General features: G+C 44.5%; 13 protein-coding genes. 5 read left to right on the top strand and 8 right to left on the bottom strand.

Translation table 11 applies throughout. From position 1 onward, the window contains the following. Positions 1-182: 182 nt before the first annotated feature. A complete protein-coding gene (locus AB4138_RS16310) occupies positions 183-1091 on the bottom strand; it encodes a DUF3943 domain-containing protein (protein WP_017069173.1) in 909 nt (302 codons plus the stop codon). Positions 1092-1301: 210 nt separating this feature from the next. Between AB4138_RS16310 and AB4138_RS16305 the strand changes: the two genes are divergently transcribed. After that, entirely contained in the window at positions 1302-2540 is a 1239-nt protein-coding gene (locus AB4138_RS16305; protein WP_017069172.1) for a CinA family nicotinamide mononucleotide deamidase-related protein, read from the top strand. Positions 2541-2714: 174 nt separating this feature from the next. On the opposite strand, the gene AB4138_RS16300 is transcribed toward AB4138_RS16305, so the two are convergent. The 3 genes from AB4138_RS16300 to AB4138_RS16290 are packed head-to-tail and all read right to left on the bottom strand — an operon-like array spanning position 2715 to position 6632. Further along, positions 2715-3560 (bottom strand): DmsC/YnfH family molybdoenzyme membrane anchor subunit, encoded by an 846-nt coding sequence (locus tag AB4138_RS16300; protein WP_017060997.1) that lies wholly within the window; start codon positions 3558-3560, stop codon positions 2715-2717. A gap of 1 nt (position 3561) precedes the next feature. Continuing rightward, on the bottom strand, positions 3562-4182 hold the full coding sequence (locus tag AB4138_RS16295) for a DMSO/selenate family reductase complex B subunit (protein WP_004733360.1): 621 nt from the start codon (positions 4180-4182) through the stop codon (positions 3562-3564). Positions 4183-4193: 11 nt separating this feature from the next. Next, positions 4194-6632: a DmsA/YnfE/YnfF family dimethyl sulfoxide reductase gene (locus tag AB4138_RS16290; RefSeq protein WP_017060996.1), complete on the bottom strand. Its 2439-nt coding sequence runs from the start codon at positions 6630-6632 to the stop codon at positions 4194-4196. A 198-nt stretch (positions 6633-6830) separates the two neighbouring features. Between AB4138_RS16290 and AB4138_RS16285 the strand changes: the two genes are divergently transcribed. After that, entirely contained in the window at positions 6831-7397 is a 567-nt protein-coding gene (locus AB4138_RS16285) for a molecular chaperone (protein ID WP_017060995.1), read from the top strand. Continuing rightward, entirely contained in the window at positions 7397-7912 is a 516-nt protein-coding gene (gene napF, locus AB4138_RS16280) for a ferredoxin-type protein NapF (RefSeq protein WP_017060994.1), read from the top strand. The genes AB4138_RS16285 and napF overlap by 1 nt, the downstream gene beginning before the upstream one ends. A 172-nt stretch (positions 7913-8084) precedes the next feature. Here the strand turns inward: napF and yfaE are convergent, their stop codons facing one another. The 4 genes from yfaE to ubiG all read right to left on the bottom strand — a co-directional run bounded on the left by yfaE (position 8085) and on the right by ubiG (position 13134). Continuing rightward, positions 8085-8363, bottom strand: a complete 279-nt coding sequence (yfaE, locus tag AB4138_RS16275; protein WP_010438115.1) for a class I ribonucleotide reductase maintenance protein YfaE — start codon at positions 8361-8363, stop codon at positions 8085-8087. After that, complete coding sequence (nrdB, locus tag AB4138_RS16270; protein WP_017063554.1) at positions 8363-9496, bottom strand: class Ia ribonucleoside-diphosphate reductase subunit beta; 1134 nt, start codon at positions 9494-9496, stop codon at positions 8363-8365. The genes yfaE and nrdB overlap by 1 nt, the downstream gene beginning before the upstream one ends. 103 nt (positions 9497-9599) lie before the next feature. Beyond that, positions 9600-11882, bottom strand: coding sequence for a class 1a ribonucleoside-diphosphate reductase subunit alpha (gene nrdA / locus AB4138_RS16265; RefSeq protein WP_017060992.1), 2283 nt, complete (start codon positions 11880-11882; stop codon positions 9600-9602). A 508-nt stretch (positions 11883-12390) separates the two neighbouring features. Next, positions 12391-13134, bottom strand: a complete 744-nt coding sequence (gene ubiG / locus AB4138_RS16260) for a bifunctional 2-polyprenyl-6-hydroxyphenol methylase/3-demethylubiquinol 3-O-methyltransferase UbiG (protein WP_017063556.1) — start codon at positions 13132-13134, stop codon at positions 12391-12393. A 258-nt stretch (positions 13135-13392) separates the two neighbouring features. On the opposite strand from ubiG, the gene gyrA reads away from it, so the two are divergent. After that, entirely contained in the window at positions 13393-16077 is a 2685-nt protein-coding gene (gyrA, locus tag AB4138_RS16255; RefSeq protein WP_372306836.1) for a DNA topoisomerase (ATP-hydrolyzing) subunit A, read from the top strand. Positions 16078-16246: 169 nt separating this feature from the next. Then, a partial coding sequence (locus tag AB4138_RS16250; protein ID WP_372306833.1) for an IS5 family transposase occupies positions 16247-17074 on the top strand: 828 nt, incomplete at its 3' end.

Genomic DNA, 17074 nt, shown 5'->3' with positions numbered 1-17074 from the left:
TACATCGAACAATGTTTGACCTAGGTCAATTTTTGAAACTAAGCTTCGATGCAAAAAAAGAGAATGAAGAGTAGGGCACAAAAAAAGCGGCTAGAGAGCCGCTTTTTAGAAGAGTTGTCACTGTGATTGATGATTCAGCAACTTATATTCAATAACTTATATTGAGTAGTACTAGAGACGAATTAGAACGTTACTTTGAAGTTCATACCAACAAACTGAGAGTCGTATGGTGCGCCAGCATCGTAAGCAAAACGTGCAGCGTCTTGGTTATCCCACCAAGGGTTAGTATTCAGGTTAACTTCTGCATCACCACCCCATGCATCACTTACCCAGTAGTGAATGTGTCCAACAGGGTTAAGGAAGAATAGCGACACATCACCCATGGTTTGAGAGCCCATCACTTCGCCACCTGAAGCAATGATATCCTGCTCTGCTTCTAGCATCATTTCACCGACAACCGCACCGAAGAAAGGTGTGATGAAGAGATCTTGCCATGAAGGTACTTCTGCAAACGCTTCTACGCCGTATTCCCAGAAGAACGTCGACATAGTCCAAGAGTATAAGAATGACTCAAACTCGTCGTAACCTGCGTGTCGAGCTGCGGTGTAGTAAACACCACCGAAATATGGGTGCATTACGTAGTTTAGGAAGTGTTCGTCACGGTCCCATGTTGGACCAGCAGAAACGTTATCTTTCCACTTTTTACCTAATGAGCTGATATCACGTTGGTCATCATCCCACTTAGTAATACTTTCAGGGAGCAGAGTCATTAGACCCACTGTCGCGACACTCAAGCCAAGAATGGTGTAGGTTTGACCCATTAGGTAATCCCAATCTTTCTCCTGACTCACCAACATGTGTTTTGGTTGTTGGATTGAGAAGTCGTACTCATCACTCGATTCGCTCAGTGCGTAATTGGTACTAGGCTTGTAGGTGTACAAGTTGTCATTAAAACAGTAATCTTGAGCACATTCATCCGAGTAAGAAAGGTTGATTGGCTGGTCGAAGTCGTATTGGCTTGCAACCGAGTTAACTGACATTAGCATTGAAAATGCGGCAGTAACCTTTGCTAGTAACGGTGATTTGGCCACAAGGGTCTCCATGAGAAAGTTTGGAATTGATCAGGATCACAATTATCTATTAAATGCCTGATTTAGGGAACTAATAATTTATAGCTTTTCCTAAGAAAACCTTAGGTTTAACATTATTAATATTAGTGAAAAGGCGAATTGCTCCAAATTCAACCATAGACCAGTTTGTAAATAATGCAGTGTCTTTTTATGACAACAAGGGATAGAAATATGACGAAAATCGCAATGTTAAGCACAGGTGAAGAAGTTCTTCATGGAGACATTGTAGATACAAACGCAGCTTGGATGTCTGCTGAGTTTTATCAGCATGGTTTTGCGCTTGCTAAGCGCTCAACTGTGGGTGATCAAATGAATGCTCTTGTTGAAGAACTGCTGATGCTGAGCTTTAACTATGATGTGGTTATCGTTAATGGTGGTTTAGGCCCGACAACCGATGATATGAGTGCCGCCGCCGCTGCAGCTGCTTCCGAGCAGAAACTCGTCATGTTCCCTGAATGGCTTGCTCGTATGGAAGAGATGTTCTCTGGACGTGGCATGCCAATGCCAGACAGCAACCTTAAACAAGCTTTGTTACCTGCGAGTTCAGAGATTGTCGATAACCCTGTGGGGACGGCTTGTGGCTTCAAACTGAAAATTAACGATGCGACTTTCTATTTCACGCCGGGTGTACCAAGTGAATTCAAGCGCATGGTGACGTTTGAGATTCTTCCTGACTTGTCGTGTACCTACCCTCAAGTGGTTGCCTCTGAATGCAGTCGACTGTTTACGTTTGGTTTGTCTGAGTCCGGTATCTCTGATGTTTTGGATCAACTAAAGCTGCCAGAAGGTTATGAACTTGGTTATCGCTCTTATCTGCCGTTCATTGAGGTCAAACTGTTTGGTCCTAAGGCAGACTTAGAAACTCGCGTTAAGCTGCTGCAGATGGTTTACAAGCTGCTAGAGAGTAATGTCGTTAGTGTTGATGAGCCGATGATTGACCATATTGGACACATCATGGCGGAAAAAAAGAAGACGTTATCTGTGTCTGAAGTGTCGACCAAAGGTTCACTGTCAGCGTGGCTGCAATTGAATGAGCAGATAGAAGATTGCTTCGGACACTCATGGGTGATGGCTGAGCCAAAAGAGAGCGAACTTGAAAAGAGCGATCCATTAGCCGCGACCTTTGCGCTGGCTGGAGCAACAAGAGATAAGTGCGGAACTGAATTGGCTTTGGTGACTGGTAAGCTGGAAGGCAACACATTCAGCGTTGCATTGTCGACTGAAGCAGGCGAGTGGGGGCAGGTACTTGAGTTTTATCGTCAGTACTCGCGTGAAGACCAACGCAACGTGATTAAGACCGTTGCCGCCGATATGCTGAGAAGGCATTTAGATAACAAACCGATGTTTGGTACTTATTCTTCGGTTAAGCGATTAAAAGACATGTTTATTCCAGCGGCTATCATTAAGTAGCTATGTAAGCTAACGATGTAAGCGAACTCGCTAAGTCTGTATTAAAAACGCTAGAAAAAACGAAATAAAAAGGCCCAACATCTAAATAGGTGTTGGGCCTTTTGTTTATCTAGCCTTCTAGATAACCAAACAAGCAGCGATGTTTACACGCAACTCATGTCTGTAATAACTCGATTACAAACCGCTTGTCATATGTAGGCTGTAGAACAAACCACGGCCGATTAACTCTGAAGCCAAGAACAATACTAGTGCTAAGCCAAGGTTAACTGGGTTCACTTTTGCTTTGTTCAGCATAGGTAGAATCCAAATCAACAAGCTTGCCATTAGCAGTGCCACTTGAAGAATCACATAGCTACCTAAACCATCGACTAACTCAGACGCTTTTGCCGCTGAAGTTTGGATGTCTCCGATTAGGTTCAGTTTTCCTACTGTCACAAGCAAGCTGATAGCAACAGCGATAACAGCCAACATGGTGATGTTACGGTCAACCGTAAAGCGGCTGTCGTTTGCGAATACAATCACGAACTGAGATAACAGCAAGCCACCCACAACCATCGTCATGATGAAGCTCAGTGGTGTGTAGATGTTGTCCCACGTCGGTACTGTGTTGATCATGTATACGTTGATCATCGCGTACATGAAGATAACACCCAGTACCATCGCGCCAACCATCAGTGCTTTCTGGATAGCAACGCCACCTTTCTTGACTACCGACAGTAACCATTGCAGGCCACCGACAGCGAAGAATGCCGCACCGAAGAACACTTCGTTAGACAACCAAGCCGAACCTAGCTGATTAAAAGCGTTAAACGCGCGCAGTGGAGAGCCAAGGTGCGTTGTCGAGAACATGAAGCCAAGACCCATCAGTACCCATAGGATAAACATTGGAACCTTGTAGCTGTTCAGCTTCTCTTCGTCATGACCAAGTACCAGTGCACGTGCGCCAATCAGTAAGTAACCACCAACCGCAGTTTGCGCCAGCACCGTAAAGAAGATTAAAGACCACTCATGAAAAATCATCTTACACCTCCTTCGGGTTTGCTAGGTGACCGCTGGTATCGCCAGTCGGCTTCGCGTTTTTGTTCAGCTTAATCACGATGTTTGGTAGCGTTTCTGTTGAAGATGGCAGTGGAGCCACATCCGCACCAGAGCCGTACTTCTCGCGAAGTGTATTGATTTCACCAAACTCCAATGCACGAAGTGGGCAAGACTCAACACAGATAGGCTGTTTGCCTTCAGAAACACGTTGGTAACAACCATCGCATTTCGTCATATGACCTTTCTTAGCATTGTATTGTGGTGCGCCGTAAGGACACGCATTGCTACAGTGCTGACAACCAATACATACGCTCTCATCAACCACAACCAAACCGTCTTCATCACGTTTGTGCATTGCGCCCGAAGGACACACTTTCACACACGCTGGGTTAGTACAGTGGTTACAAGCGATAGATAGGTAGTAAGAAAAGACATCTTTCTGAACCCAGGTATCACCATCTTGAGTGAAGCCACCACCGGCATATTCGTATACGCGACGGTAGTTCGTTTTGATGTCTAGATCGTTATAATCTTTACAAGCAAGCTGACAGGTTTTACAACCCGTGCATTTACTTGAATCAATGTAAAAGCCGTATTGTTTCATTCCAACCTACCTTATGCTTTCTTTAGCGCTTTGATTTGAACTAGGTTTGTATGCTGAGGGTTACCCTTAGCAAGTGGGCTCGGGCGCTGAGTCGTCAGCACGTTGATAGAGCCTGCATGGTCGATCTTCTGACCATCTGGTGCGTACCATGCACCTTCGCCTAGTGCGACAACTCGAGGAAGAATCCTAGGTGTCACTTTCGCTGGAATATGTACTTCGCCACGGTCGTTGAAAATACTCACCATGTCGCCGCTTTCAATACCACGTTCTTTTGCATCGATTGGGTTGATCCACAACTCTTGCGGTGCTGCTGCTTTGATTTCTGCAACGTTGCCGTAAGTCGAGTGAGTACGAGCCTTGTAGTGGAAACCGGTTAGCTGAAGTGGGTACTTCTCTGCTAGTGGGTCGTTATGACCTTCGAAAGAGTCCGCGTAAATCGGAAGTGGGTGAATCACTTCGTCTTCTTTCAGCTTCCAAGTCTTCGCGATATCAGCCAGTTGCTCTGAGTAGATCTCGATCTTGCCACTTGGTGTGGTCAGTGGGTTCGCTTCAGGATCTTTACGGAAATCTTCATAAGCGATGTAGTGGTGGTCGTAGCTACGTTTGTAGATACCCAGCTCTTTCATCTCTTCGAAGGTTGGCAGTGTTGGATCGTTCTTACGAGTTTCTGCGTAAAGGTGCTCAATCCATTGCTCTTGAGTACGGCCTTCGGTGAACTCTTTTTCTACGCCCATTCGTTTCGCAAGCTGAGTACACATCTCGTAGATAGATTTCGCTTCAAACTGAGGCTCAATCGCTTTCTGCGCGTAGATGAAGTAAGGCATGTTCGCCGCTTTACCGTCCATACACCAGTCGTCTTGCTCAGACGTTGTTAAGTCTGGCAGGATGATATCGGCGTACTTCGCTGAAGACGTCATATGGTTATCAACCACGACAATCATTTCACACGCACTTTCATCTTGAAGAATCGCGTGAGTCTTGTTGATGTCTGAGTGTTGGTTAATGATGCAGTTACCTGCGTAGTTCCAGATCATCTTGATTGGGTTCTTAAGGCGCTCTGCACCGCGAACACCATCAGTGATGTCGGTCATTTCATGGTGACGGTAAATCGCGTCTGTCCACATGAACATTGAAATAGACGTTTCAACTGGGTTTGGCACAGTAGGGAAGCGGACAAATGGAATGTTGATGTCGCTTTCACGAGCGCCTGTTGAACCGCCTGATACGCCCACAGAGCCAGTGAGCAGTGACAGCATCGCGATTGCACGACACGCTAGTTCACCGTTCGCAGTGCGTTGTAAGCCCCAACCTTGGTGAATCGCACATGGTTTCGCTGTGCCCATTTCACGGCCAAGCTTAACGATGGTGTCAACTGGAATACCCGTGATCTTAGAAGCCCATTCTGGTGTCTTCTCTACGCCATCTTCACCTAAACCTAGGATGTAAGATTTGTAGTCGCTGTTTTTAGGCGCTGATGCAGGAAGGGTCTTCTCATCGTAACCTACGCAGTATTTGTCTAGGAACGGTTGGTCGACAAGGTCTTCAGTGATCATCACGTGTGCAAGACCCGCTACCAATGCCGCATCTGTAGAAGGACGAATTGGGATCCATTGATCTTCACGGCCACCGGCAGTATCGGTGTAGCGAGGGTCGATGATGATCGTTCTTGCGTTTGATTTGTTTTTGCTTTCAACGTAGTGGTGGATCTGGCCGCCACCAGACATACGCGTCTCAGCAGGGTTGTTACCAAACTGAATATTAAGTTTAGTGTTCTCTAAATCAGAGAAAGAGTTGTTGTTTGCCCAACCGCCGTAGGTGTAGCTCAAGCCTTTCGTGATTTGCGCTGTTGAGTAGTCACCGTAATGGTTTAAGTAACCACCACTTAGGTTCATTAGACGAGCAATCAGCGTTTGAGCTGGTGGCCAAGATTTAGTAACCGTGCCGCCCAGCGTACCTGTACCGTAGTTTAGGTAGATAGTGTCGTTACCGTAGTCTTTGATAAGGCGTTGCATGGTGCCAGCGACTTCATCATAAGCCTCTTCCCAGCTAATACGCTTAAACTTACCTTCACCACGTTTACCCACACGTTTCATTGGGTACTTTAGGCGATCTGGGTTATAAACACGGCGGCGCATCGAGCGACCACGTAGACACGCACGAACTTGGTGATGACCGTATTCGTCAGTGCCTGTGTTGTCTGTTTCTACGTATTTGATTTCACCGTTTTGTACATGCATACGCAGTGGGCAGCGAGAGCCACAGTTTACTGTACATGCACTCCATACGATTTTCTCATCCACATTTTCAGCAACTGCAGCCGCTACTGGTTTGGATTTGAAAGGTAATGCAATACCGCCCGCAAGTGCAGCTGCACTACCTACTGCAGAGGAAGCTTTCATGAAGCCTCTTCGAGTAAGATTCATTACCCCAGATTCTTTCTTATTCGTCATTCTAAGATGCCTTTTGCTATTGATAGCTAGCACTTTATAGGTAGTTTGTTCTTTATGTATTTATTTCGAATTATTGATTGATTGGCATCAAATAAGTGTGGAATTTAAAGTTTATGAATTGAATGTATAAAATAGATCAAAGAATGAAATGAGTTAATTAATATAATTATCTTTAAACCTATAACGGTATAAATAATAATGATTATCGATACGCATAAATTGTTGGGTTCGCTATTTTATCAAGCGACAAGTAAAGAACAGTTAATCACCATTGTCGAAGCTTTGGTTGAGAGCGAAGTACTCTCTGAAGAATGCTTGCAGGCATTAAGAAGCGAAGACGAAGATGCGCTCGCAGCAGAGTTCAGCCGCCTGTTTGAAGGCGTTGGAGACATGCCAGCTCCGCCTTGGGGTTCTGTGTACCTAGATAAAGACCGCGTTGTGTTTGGTGCTTCTACGGTTGAGTATCGCCAGTTTTTAGAATTGAATCAGATTGAATTAGACACTGGGTTAAGAGAGCCGGAAGATCAATTTGGTTTAATGTTATTCGCTCATGCGTATTTGTTAGAAAATAATAATATTAATTCAGCCGGTGAATTGCTTGAGGGTCACTTATTAACTTGGTCTTCTGTTTATTTAGAAAAACTAAATAAAGCATCAGAGTTATCTTTTTATAAAAAGCTATCGGTTGATGTAATAGATTGGTTTAAGTACTTAATATCTGAATATAATTTAAACGTTGCTACTAAAAAGTTATATATCGACTAATGTCTGAACAAATAAATTCAAATAGACGCGGTTTCTTAACTCGACTTTCTAAACCGGTTAAAGCAGCCGCGAATTATGAAGAGATATCACAGCGCTTGCATGCAAGACCGCCAAGAGCGGTCGATGAGGTGCTGTTTGAGCGTCTTTGCGACGGTTGTGGATTGTGTGAACAATCGTGTCCAAATAGCGTTATTGAGATGCTAGAGGGCAGTGCGCTGCTGAATTTGGATTACAACAGTTGTTCTATGTGTAACAAATGCACTGAAGTGTGTCCGACCGGCGCACTTCATCCAACGGTCACACCTTATATCGACCTCAAGCCGAGCTTTGCGGATAGCTGCAATAATTACATGCAAATGGACTGTTCAGCATGCCAAACGGCGTGTTCAGCTGGTGCAATACACATCGAAGTAGGAGAGTTGCCTACAGTGGACAAAGATAAGTGTAACGGCTGTGGAGAGTGCCGAAGCGCTTGTTATATTGGCTCTGTGACTCTTAACCTGACTCAGCAATAAACGTTTGGCTTTGTATGACACAAGCCAACAGGAAGATTTGGTTGAGTGATAGACGAGTCGCTTTAGATACCTAAAGACATAAATAGAAAAGGGTCCGCATTCCTAAAGGAAGCGGACCCTTTTTTGATTCTTATTGACGATATTCGAACAAAGTGACCTAAAGCCAGCTGGCTTATGCGCGTTTTTGCTTGTTTCTATGAATAACGTTACTCAGCGATAGCTCAGTCTTTGCTTTACAGATACAAGGCAATATCTCATTACCTTGCGTGTAAGCCATAGCAAAACCAACGTACTCGACCTCACCAGAATCCAACGTGCAGCGGCAAGCGCCACAGTGACCATCTCGGCAGTTGTATTCTGGCTCTAACCCAGCTTGTTCCATTGTTTCCAACAGAGTGTTTGAAGGGTTAGATTCAATTGAAGTCAGTTTGTTGATTTTGATTGTTGGCATTACAGCTCAAATCCTTCAAAGTCGTCAGCTTTTACTTCGTTGTCGATTTGGCCAACTAGGTAAGAACTGATTTCTGCTTCTTGTGGAGCAACTTGAACGTTATCTGAAGACAACCAAGCGTTGATCCATGGAATTGGGTTCGACGTTGCTGCTGGGTAAGCCGTACCTAGGCCAACAGCCTGCATACGGATGTTGGTAATGTACTCAACGTATTGGCAAAGAATGTCTTTGTTCAGACCAATCATAGAGCCATCTTTGAATAGGTATTCTGCCCACTCTTTCTCTTGCTCAGCCGCTTCTTTGAATAGGTCGAAACACTCTTGCTTACACTCTTCAGCGATCTGCATGAATTCAAAATCATCTTGACCATTGCGTAGCAAGTTGATCATGTGCTGTGTACCAGTAAGGTGAAGGGCTTCATCACGAGCGATTAGCTTGATTATCTTCGCGTTACCTTCCATTAGCTCACGCTCAGCGAATGCAAATGAACATGCGAAACTTACGTAGAAACGAATCGCTTCTAGTGCGTTTACAGACATTAGACATAGGTAAAGTTTCTTCTTCAGATCGTGAAGTGAAATCTTGACGTCTTCGCCGTTGATGCTGTGGTTGCCTTCACCGTAGCGGTGGTAGTCAGCCGTTAGCTTGATTAGGTCGTCGTAGTAGAAAGCGATGTCTTTAGCACGCTTCAGAATCTCTTCATTTTCAACGATGTCGTCGAATACTACGCCTGGATCATTCACGATGTTACGGATGATGTGCGTGTAAGAACGAGAGTGAATCGTTTCAGAGAAAGACCAAGTTTCAATCCAAGTTTCAACTTCTGGTAGAGATACCAATGGAAGTAGGGCAACGTTAGGGCTGCGGCCTTGGATTGAATCTAGAAGCGTTTGGTACTTCAAGTTAGAGATGAAGATGTGCTTTTCATGCTCAGGAAGCTTGTTGTAGTCGATACGGTCGCTAGACACGTCTACTTCTTCTGGACGCCAGAAGAAAGAAAGCTGCTTCTCGATAAGCTTTTCGAAGATTTCGAATTTTTGTTGGTCGTAACGTGCAACGTTTACCGACTGACCCAAGAACATTGGTTCTTTTAGTTGGTCATTTTTTTGCTGAGAAAAAGTACTGTAAGCCATAAATGCCTCAAATCCTTTAAAGACCCGTAATAAAACGGACCCTGTTAATGCTTTAAACCCCGAGAAGATAACTCTTCTCTGGGGTCTTAATGTTTATTGCGGTTTAGATCTTACAACCGCCGCCTTCACAATCTTCTTCCGGCACTTGAACTGCATCGCCTTGGTCGTCTTTAGCACCATCACGAGTGTTATGGTAGTAAAGCGTCTTAACACCGTACTTGTACGCTGTTAGTAGGTCTTGAAGCAGCTTCTTCATTGGTACTTTACCGCTGTCGTAAACACTTGGGTCATAGTTAGTGTTTGCAGAGATAGCTTGGTCAACGAATTTTTGCATGATACCCACTAGGTGTAGGTAACCGTCGTTAGAACCAATGTTCCAAAGTAGCTCGTAGTTCTCTTTAAGATTTAGGAAATCTGGAACCACTTGCTTAAGGATGCCGTCTTTCGATGCTTTCACTGATACGTAACCACGTGGTGGCTCGATACCGTTAGTCGCGTTCGAGATTTGAGACGATGTCTCAGAAGGCATAAGCGCTGTTAGCGTAGAGTTACGCAGACCGTGCTCCATGATCTCTTCACGTAGAGAATCCCAATCGTAGTGCAGTGGCTCTTCACATACTAAGTCGATATCTTTTTTGTAAGTATCGATTGGCAGTAGGCCTTTCGCGTAGTTGGTCTCGTGGAAAGATGGGCAACGGCCTTGCTCTTTCGCTAGTTCAACAGATGCTTTTAGCAAGTGGTATTGAATTGCTTCAAAAGTACGGTGAGTCAGGCCATTCGCGCTGCCATCAGAGTACTTAACACCATTCTTCGCTAGGTAGTATGCGTAGTTGATTACACCTACACCTAAAGTACGACGGTTCATTGTCGACTTGTATGCAGCTGGAAGCGGGTAGTCTTGGTAATCAAGCAGTGCATCTAGAGCACGAACAACCAGCTCAGAAAGCTCTGCTAGGTCGTCCAGTTCATTGATTGCGCCAAGGTTGAATGCTGAAAGCGTACATAGTGCAATTTCGCCTTCGTCATCTTCTACGTTAGAAAGTGGCTTAGTAGGAAGCGCGATTTCTAGACATAGGTTCGATTGACGAACAGGTGCTACTTCAGAATCAAACGGGCTGTGTGTATTACAGTGGTCAACGTTCTGAATGTAGATACGACCAGTAGAAGCACGCTCTTGCATTAGCAGAGAGAAAAGCTCAACGGCTTTAACCGTTTCACGCTTCACTGAAGGATCGTTTTCGTACTTAACGTATAGCTCTTCAAAACGGTCTTGGTTTTCGAAGAACGCATCGTAAAGGCCAGGTACGTCTGAAGGTGAGAACAGGCTGATGTTGCCACCCTGAACTAGGCGAGAGTACATAAGCTTGTTCAGCTGTACGCCGTAATCCATGTGACGAACTCGGTTCTCTTCAACGCCGCGGTTGTTTTTCAGTACTAATAGAGACTGAACTTCACCGTGCCATAGTGGGTAGAATACCGTTGCTGCACCGCCACGAACACCACCTTGAGAACAACATTTTACTGCTGTTTGGAAGTATTTGTAGAAAGGGATACAGCCTGTGTGGAACGCTTCACCATTACGGATTTCAGAACCAAGCGCACGGATACGACCTGCGTTGATACCAATACCAGCACGTTGAGATACGTAACGAACAATTGAGCTTGCTGTCGCGTTGATTGAATCAAGGCTGTCACCACACTCGATCAGTACACAAGAACTGAATTGACGAGTAGGCGTACGTACACCAGACATGATCGGTGTAGGTAGAGAAATCTTAAACGTAGACGATGCGTCGTAAAAACGTTTGATGTAGTCAAGACGAGTCGATTTCGGGTATTTAGCGAATAGACACGCAGCAACTAAAATGTAAAGGAACTGAGCACTCTCGTAGATTTCTTTCGTTACACGGTTTTGCACGAAGTATTTACCTTCGAGCTGCTTAACCGCTGCGTAAGAGAAGTCTAAGTCACGTTTGTGGTCGATGTACTCGTCAAGCTCTTCGAATTCAGCTTTCGTGTAATCTTCCATAAGGTGGCTATCGTATTTACCCATATCAACCAGTTTTGCAACGTGGTCATACAGTGCAGGCGGCTCGTATTCGCCGTACGCTTTTTTACGTAGGTGGAATACAGACAGACGTGCTGCTAGATATTGGTAATCAGGAGTCTCTTCAGAGATTAAATCCGCTGCTGACTTGATGATAGTTTCATGAATGTCAGTAGTGGTGATGCCATCGTAAAACTGAATGTGAGCTTTCAATTCTACTTGTGATACAGAAACATTGTGCAAGCCTTCAGCTGCCCATGTAATCACGCGATGGATCTTCTCTAGATCGATCGTTTCTTTGCGCCCGTTACGCTTGGTAACAGTAAGTTGTTGGTTCATTCTGCTTAATTTCCCTAACAAAACTGAACAAGGCCGTGTTTTTGTGTATTTCTGTGTAATTTTTGTAAATTACGTTTCGGCTTTGTGATCTTGGTCTACCCATACATTGTAGTTCAAACACAACATATAGGGGTCATTTGTTTGTTGGGTTACAAGATAGTGCTACAACTGATATTTTTCAAGGTAAAGAAATGGGGTTGCTTGTGGATAAGTGGTGGATTGAAAAAAAACTGTAAGTGACCACTAACTGATGAGGTTATATGTGACTTGATTGTATAAAAGTCGGCTTTTAATGATGCTTTATTTTTGCACGCCCATAAAAAAAAATCCCTTGATCTTTGGCCAAAATGGGCGATTGATTTTAGGCGATTAAATTTAAATCGAGGTGGTCAAAATGGAAGCTAGCGCACGAAATTTAGACTGAAAAAAGTCGCAAAGTTATGGTAATTGCAACTCTTTTCATTCGTCTTTTTTACAAAAGGTTTTACGGTAGGGCTACCGATATTTTTTAGCCAAAGTTTTGCGTGTGGACGATGTAGTTTACGTCTACATTTGTGCCTAAACGATAAGTGTCCGTAAGAGGATTGTAGTGCAGCCCTGTAATCCCTAGTTCTTGCAGCGGAGTGTTATCGACCATCTTGATAAGTTCAGCAGGGCGAATGAACTTCTCGTGTTCATGAGTGCCCTCAGGAACAATCTTAAGTAGCTTTTCTGCACCAACAATAGCGAACAGGTAAGATTTGAAGTTACGGTTCAAGGTAGAGAAGAACACGTGACCACCCGGTTTCACTAATTTTGAACATGCACTAATCACAGATTGTGGATCAGGAACGTGCTCTAGCATTTCCATACATGTCACCACATCGTAAGTTTGTGGATTCTGTTCTGCATGGTCTTCGATGGTGCTCTGGATGTAATCGAGCTTGGTGCCAGTTTCCAATGCGTGAAGACGTGCCACTTCTAGCGGTTCTTTACCCATATCTAGGCCAGTGACTACTGCGCCCTCAACAGCCATGCTTTCAGCCAAAATGCCGCCACCGCAGCCAACATCGAGGACTTTCTTACCAAATAAACCTTCGGTCTTTTCTAGCACGTAATTTAGGCGCAGTGGGTTGATTTGATGTAGAGGCTTAAACTCGCCTTCCAGATCCCACCAGCGCGACGCCATGTCTTCGAATTTTTTGATTTCTGCTGGGTCTACGTTCTGTGATTTAGTCATAATCGGCATTTCCAAGTTAAATAATGCATCCATGAAATTGCAGGCATTATAACTTGCCTTTTCGCTCTGACCAGAAGATCTACAATTTTGCTAGTTTATTGGATGTAAAGTGACCATGTTTCAGCAAGATATGATGCGGAGGTGCAATTTCTCATCAATTGATTGGCTACAAGGGTCACAAGATGGTAAAAGGAGAGGGAAAGTGATGCCTCCGTAGGTAAATTTGTGTTATATTTTTCGGTCTTATACGTATTCAAAAATACGATCTGACTATAGAGGGAAAATGGCTCTATGAGCGATCTAGCGAAAGAGATCACGCCCGTAAATATTGAAGATGAGCTTAGAGGTTCATACCTAGACTACGCGATGTCCGTCATCGTTGGTCGTGCCCTTCCAGATGTGCGTGATGGCCTAAAACCTGTACACCGCCGCGTTTTATTCGCGATGAATGTACTAGGTAATGATTGGAACAAACCATATAAAAAGTCTGCTCGTGTAGTAGGTGATGTAATCGGTAAATACCACCCACATGGTGATAGTGCTGTATACGATACTATTGTTCGTATGGCGCAACCGTTCTCACTGCGTTACATGCTAGTTGATGGCCAAGGTAACTTTGGTTCTATCGATGGCGACTCCGCGGCTGCAATGCGTTATACCGAAGTTCGTATGGCGAAAATTGCTCACGAGCTCCTGGCTGACCTTGATAAGGAAACTGTGGATTACGTACCGAACTACGATGGTACAGAACAAATTCCAGCAGTACTTCCTACAAAAATTCCTAACCTATTGGTAAACGGTGCTTCTGGTATCGCAGTAGGTATGGCTACCAACATCCCACCACATAACCTTGGTGAAGTTGTTGATGGCTGTTTAGCATTTATCAATAATGAAGATATCACTATTGATGAGCTAATGGACTATATCCCTGGTCCTGACTTCCCAACAGCAGCACTTATCAGTGGTCGTAAAGGCATCGTAGATGCTTACAAGACTGGCCGCGGTAAGGTTTACATGCGTTCAAAAGCGGATATCGAAGTAGAGAAGAATGGTAAAGAAACCATTATCGTTACTGAGATCCCTTACCAAGTAAACAAAGCTCGTTTGATCGAGAAGATTGCTGAACTGGTTAAAGATAAGAAAGTAGAAGGCATCAGTGCACTGCGTGACGAGTCTGATAAAGATGGTATGCGTATTGTTATTGAATGTAAGCGTGATGCAGTAGGCGAAGTGGTTCTTAACAACCTATACGCTCAAACTCAACTGCAAACGACTTTCGGTATCAACATGGTTGCGTTGAATAACGGTCAACCACAGTTGTTCAACATCAAAGACATGCTTAAGTGCTTCGTAGACCACCGTCGCGAAGTTGTGACTCGTCGTACTATTTTCGAATTGAAGAAAGCACGCGACCGTGCACACATCCTTGAAGCATTGTCTCTAGCACTTGCTAACATTGATGAAATCATTGAACTGATCAAGAGCGCGCCAACACCAGCAGAAGCTAAAGTTGGTTTAGTGTCTCGTGGTTGGGATCTTGGTAACGTTGCTTCAATGCTTGAGCGTGCAGGTACTGACGCAGCTCGTCCTGATTGGTTAGAAGACCAATACGGCATCCGCGATGGTCAATACTTCCTAACGGAAACACAAGCACAAGCAATTCTAGAACTTCGTCTTCACCGCCTAACAGGCCTTGAGCACGAGAAGATTCTAGACGAGTACAAAGCACTTCTAGAAGAAATCGCTGAGCTAATGCACATTCTTGCAAGCACTGAGCGTTTGATGGAAGTTATCCGTGGAGAACTTGAAGCGGTACGTGAAATCTATGGCGACGAGCGTCGTACAGAAATCACAGCGGCAGTTCATGACATCGACATGGAAGAGCTGATTGCTCAAGAAGACGTTGTAGTAACGCTTTCTAACGCAGGTTACGTTAAGTACCAAATCCTAAGCGACTACGAATCTCAACGTCGTGGTGGTAAAGGTAAGAGTGCAACTAAGATGAAAGATGAGGATTACATTGAGCGTCTGCTTGTTGCTAATACTCACGATAACATCCTATGTTTCTCTACTCGTGGTAAGACATACCGTCTGAAAGTTTACCAACTGCCATTAGCAAGTCGTACTGCTCGTGGTAAGCCTATCGTGAACATTCTTCCTCTAGAAGAAGGTGAACGTATTACGGCTATCCTGCCAGTTTCTGAGTTCTCTAACGAGAAATTCATCTTCATGGCAACGGGTGACGGTACAGTTAAGAAGACATCACTGGATCAATTCGCTAACGTACGTGCTAACGGCCTAATCGCAGTTAACCTACGTGACGACGATTCACTGATTGGCGTTGACATCACTAACGGTGATAGCGACATCATGCTGTTCTCTAAATCGGGCAAAGTTGTTCGCTTTAACGAGGACAAAGTACGTGCAATGGGCCGTACTGCCTCTGGTGTTCGTGGTATGAAGCTTCCAGAAGACGATCAAGTAGTATCGTTGATTGTTCCTTCTAACGAAGGCGATATCCTAACTGTGACTCAAAACGGTTACGGTAAGCGTACTGAACTAGCTGAATACCCAACGAAAGGCCGTGCAACGCAAGGTGTGGTTTCTATCAAAGTCTCTGAACGTAATGGCCCAGTTGTTGGCGCTGTTCAAGTTGAAGAAGGCGACGAAATGATGATGATCACCGACGCAGGTACGCTAGTACGTACTCGCGTTGCGGAAGTGAGCCAAGTTGGTCGTAACACTCAAGGTGTAACACTGATTCGTACTTCTGACGACGAGAACGTTGTAGGTCTACAACGTATCGACGAAGTAGAAGAAGCTGAGGTTGTTGAAGGCGAAGCTGAAGTAGCAAACGCTGAAGCAGTAAACGCAGAAACAGTTAATGCAGAAGGAACGGTCGTTTCTGAATCAAGTGAAGAGCAAGCATCAGATGCTTCTGACTCTGAAAGTGATAGCGAGCAAGACACTGAGTAATCTCGATTACGTTAAGTAATTTAGCTTACCAATGAAAAAACCGAGCCTAAGTGCTCGGTTTTTTATTGCCTGTTATGTGTGGATCTTGCTCGGCTTTGTTTCCTAAATCAGGGAACTAATGCTTAAAGCTACGATCAGATCATCTAAGTTCACTCACATACTTAGAGCAATGCCAAAGCCTCGCTACAGAACAACTAACTGGAAACAATATAACCAAGCCCTAATCAATCGTGGTTCACTGACATTCTGGATTGATGAGGAAGCGATTCAACAGTGGAAGCAACTCAAGCAAGGTAAACGAGGTCGACCTCGATTGTTTAGTGACTTAGCCATTACGACCGCCCTCATGGTTAAACGAGTATTCGCGATGCCGTTGAGAGCGTTACAAGGATTCATCGATTCTGTTTTCAAACTCGCTCAACTCCCGTTGTCATGTCCTCATTATTCATGCATCAGTAAACGAGCCAAAACGGTTAATGTGTCATTCAAGACAAAGACCCGAGGCGCAATACAGCATTTAGCCATTGATGCAACAGGGCTAAAGGTCTACGGTGAAGGTGAATGGAAAGTAAAAAAACATGGTACTGACGGGAAGCGTCGAGTTTGGCGTAAGCTCCATTTAGCCGTAGACACTGGCACTCATGAAATCATTGCGGCTGAGTTAAGTTTATCGAATGTCACTGACGGTGAAGCTCTTCCTAATTTACTGAATCAAACTCGTCGTAGAATCAATGAGATATCTGGTGATGGAGCTTACGATACAAGACAATGCTACGAAGCAATACGTATTAAACAAGCTGTTCCACTTATTCCACCGAGAGAAGGTGCTGCTTTTTGGTTACGAGGTCACCCCCGTAATCTGGCGGTAGCTTGCCAGAAATTATACGGCTCAAATAAACATTGGAAAAAGAAGTACGGTTACCATAAACGGTCACTTTCAGAGACGGCTATGTTCCGTGTAAAGACACTGTTTGGTGGGCGATTAAGTTTAAGAAAC

This window comes from Vibrio sp. 10N.286.52.C3 (genome assembly GCF_041468865.1).
Taxonomy (GTDB): domain Bacteria; phylum Pseudomonadota; class Gammaproteobacteria; order Enterobacterales; family Vibrionaceae; genus Vibrio; species Vibrio crassostreae_C.
This window is presented reverse-complemented; position numbering and strand designations above follow the sequence as displayed.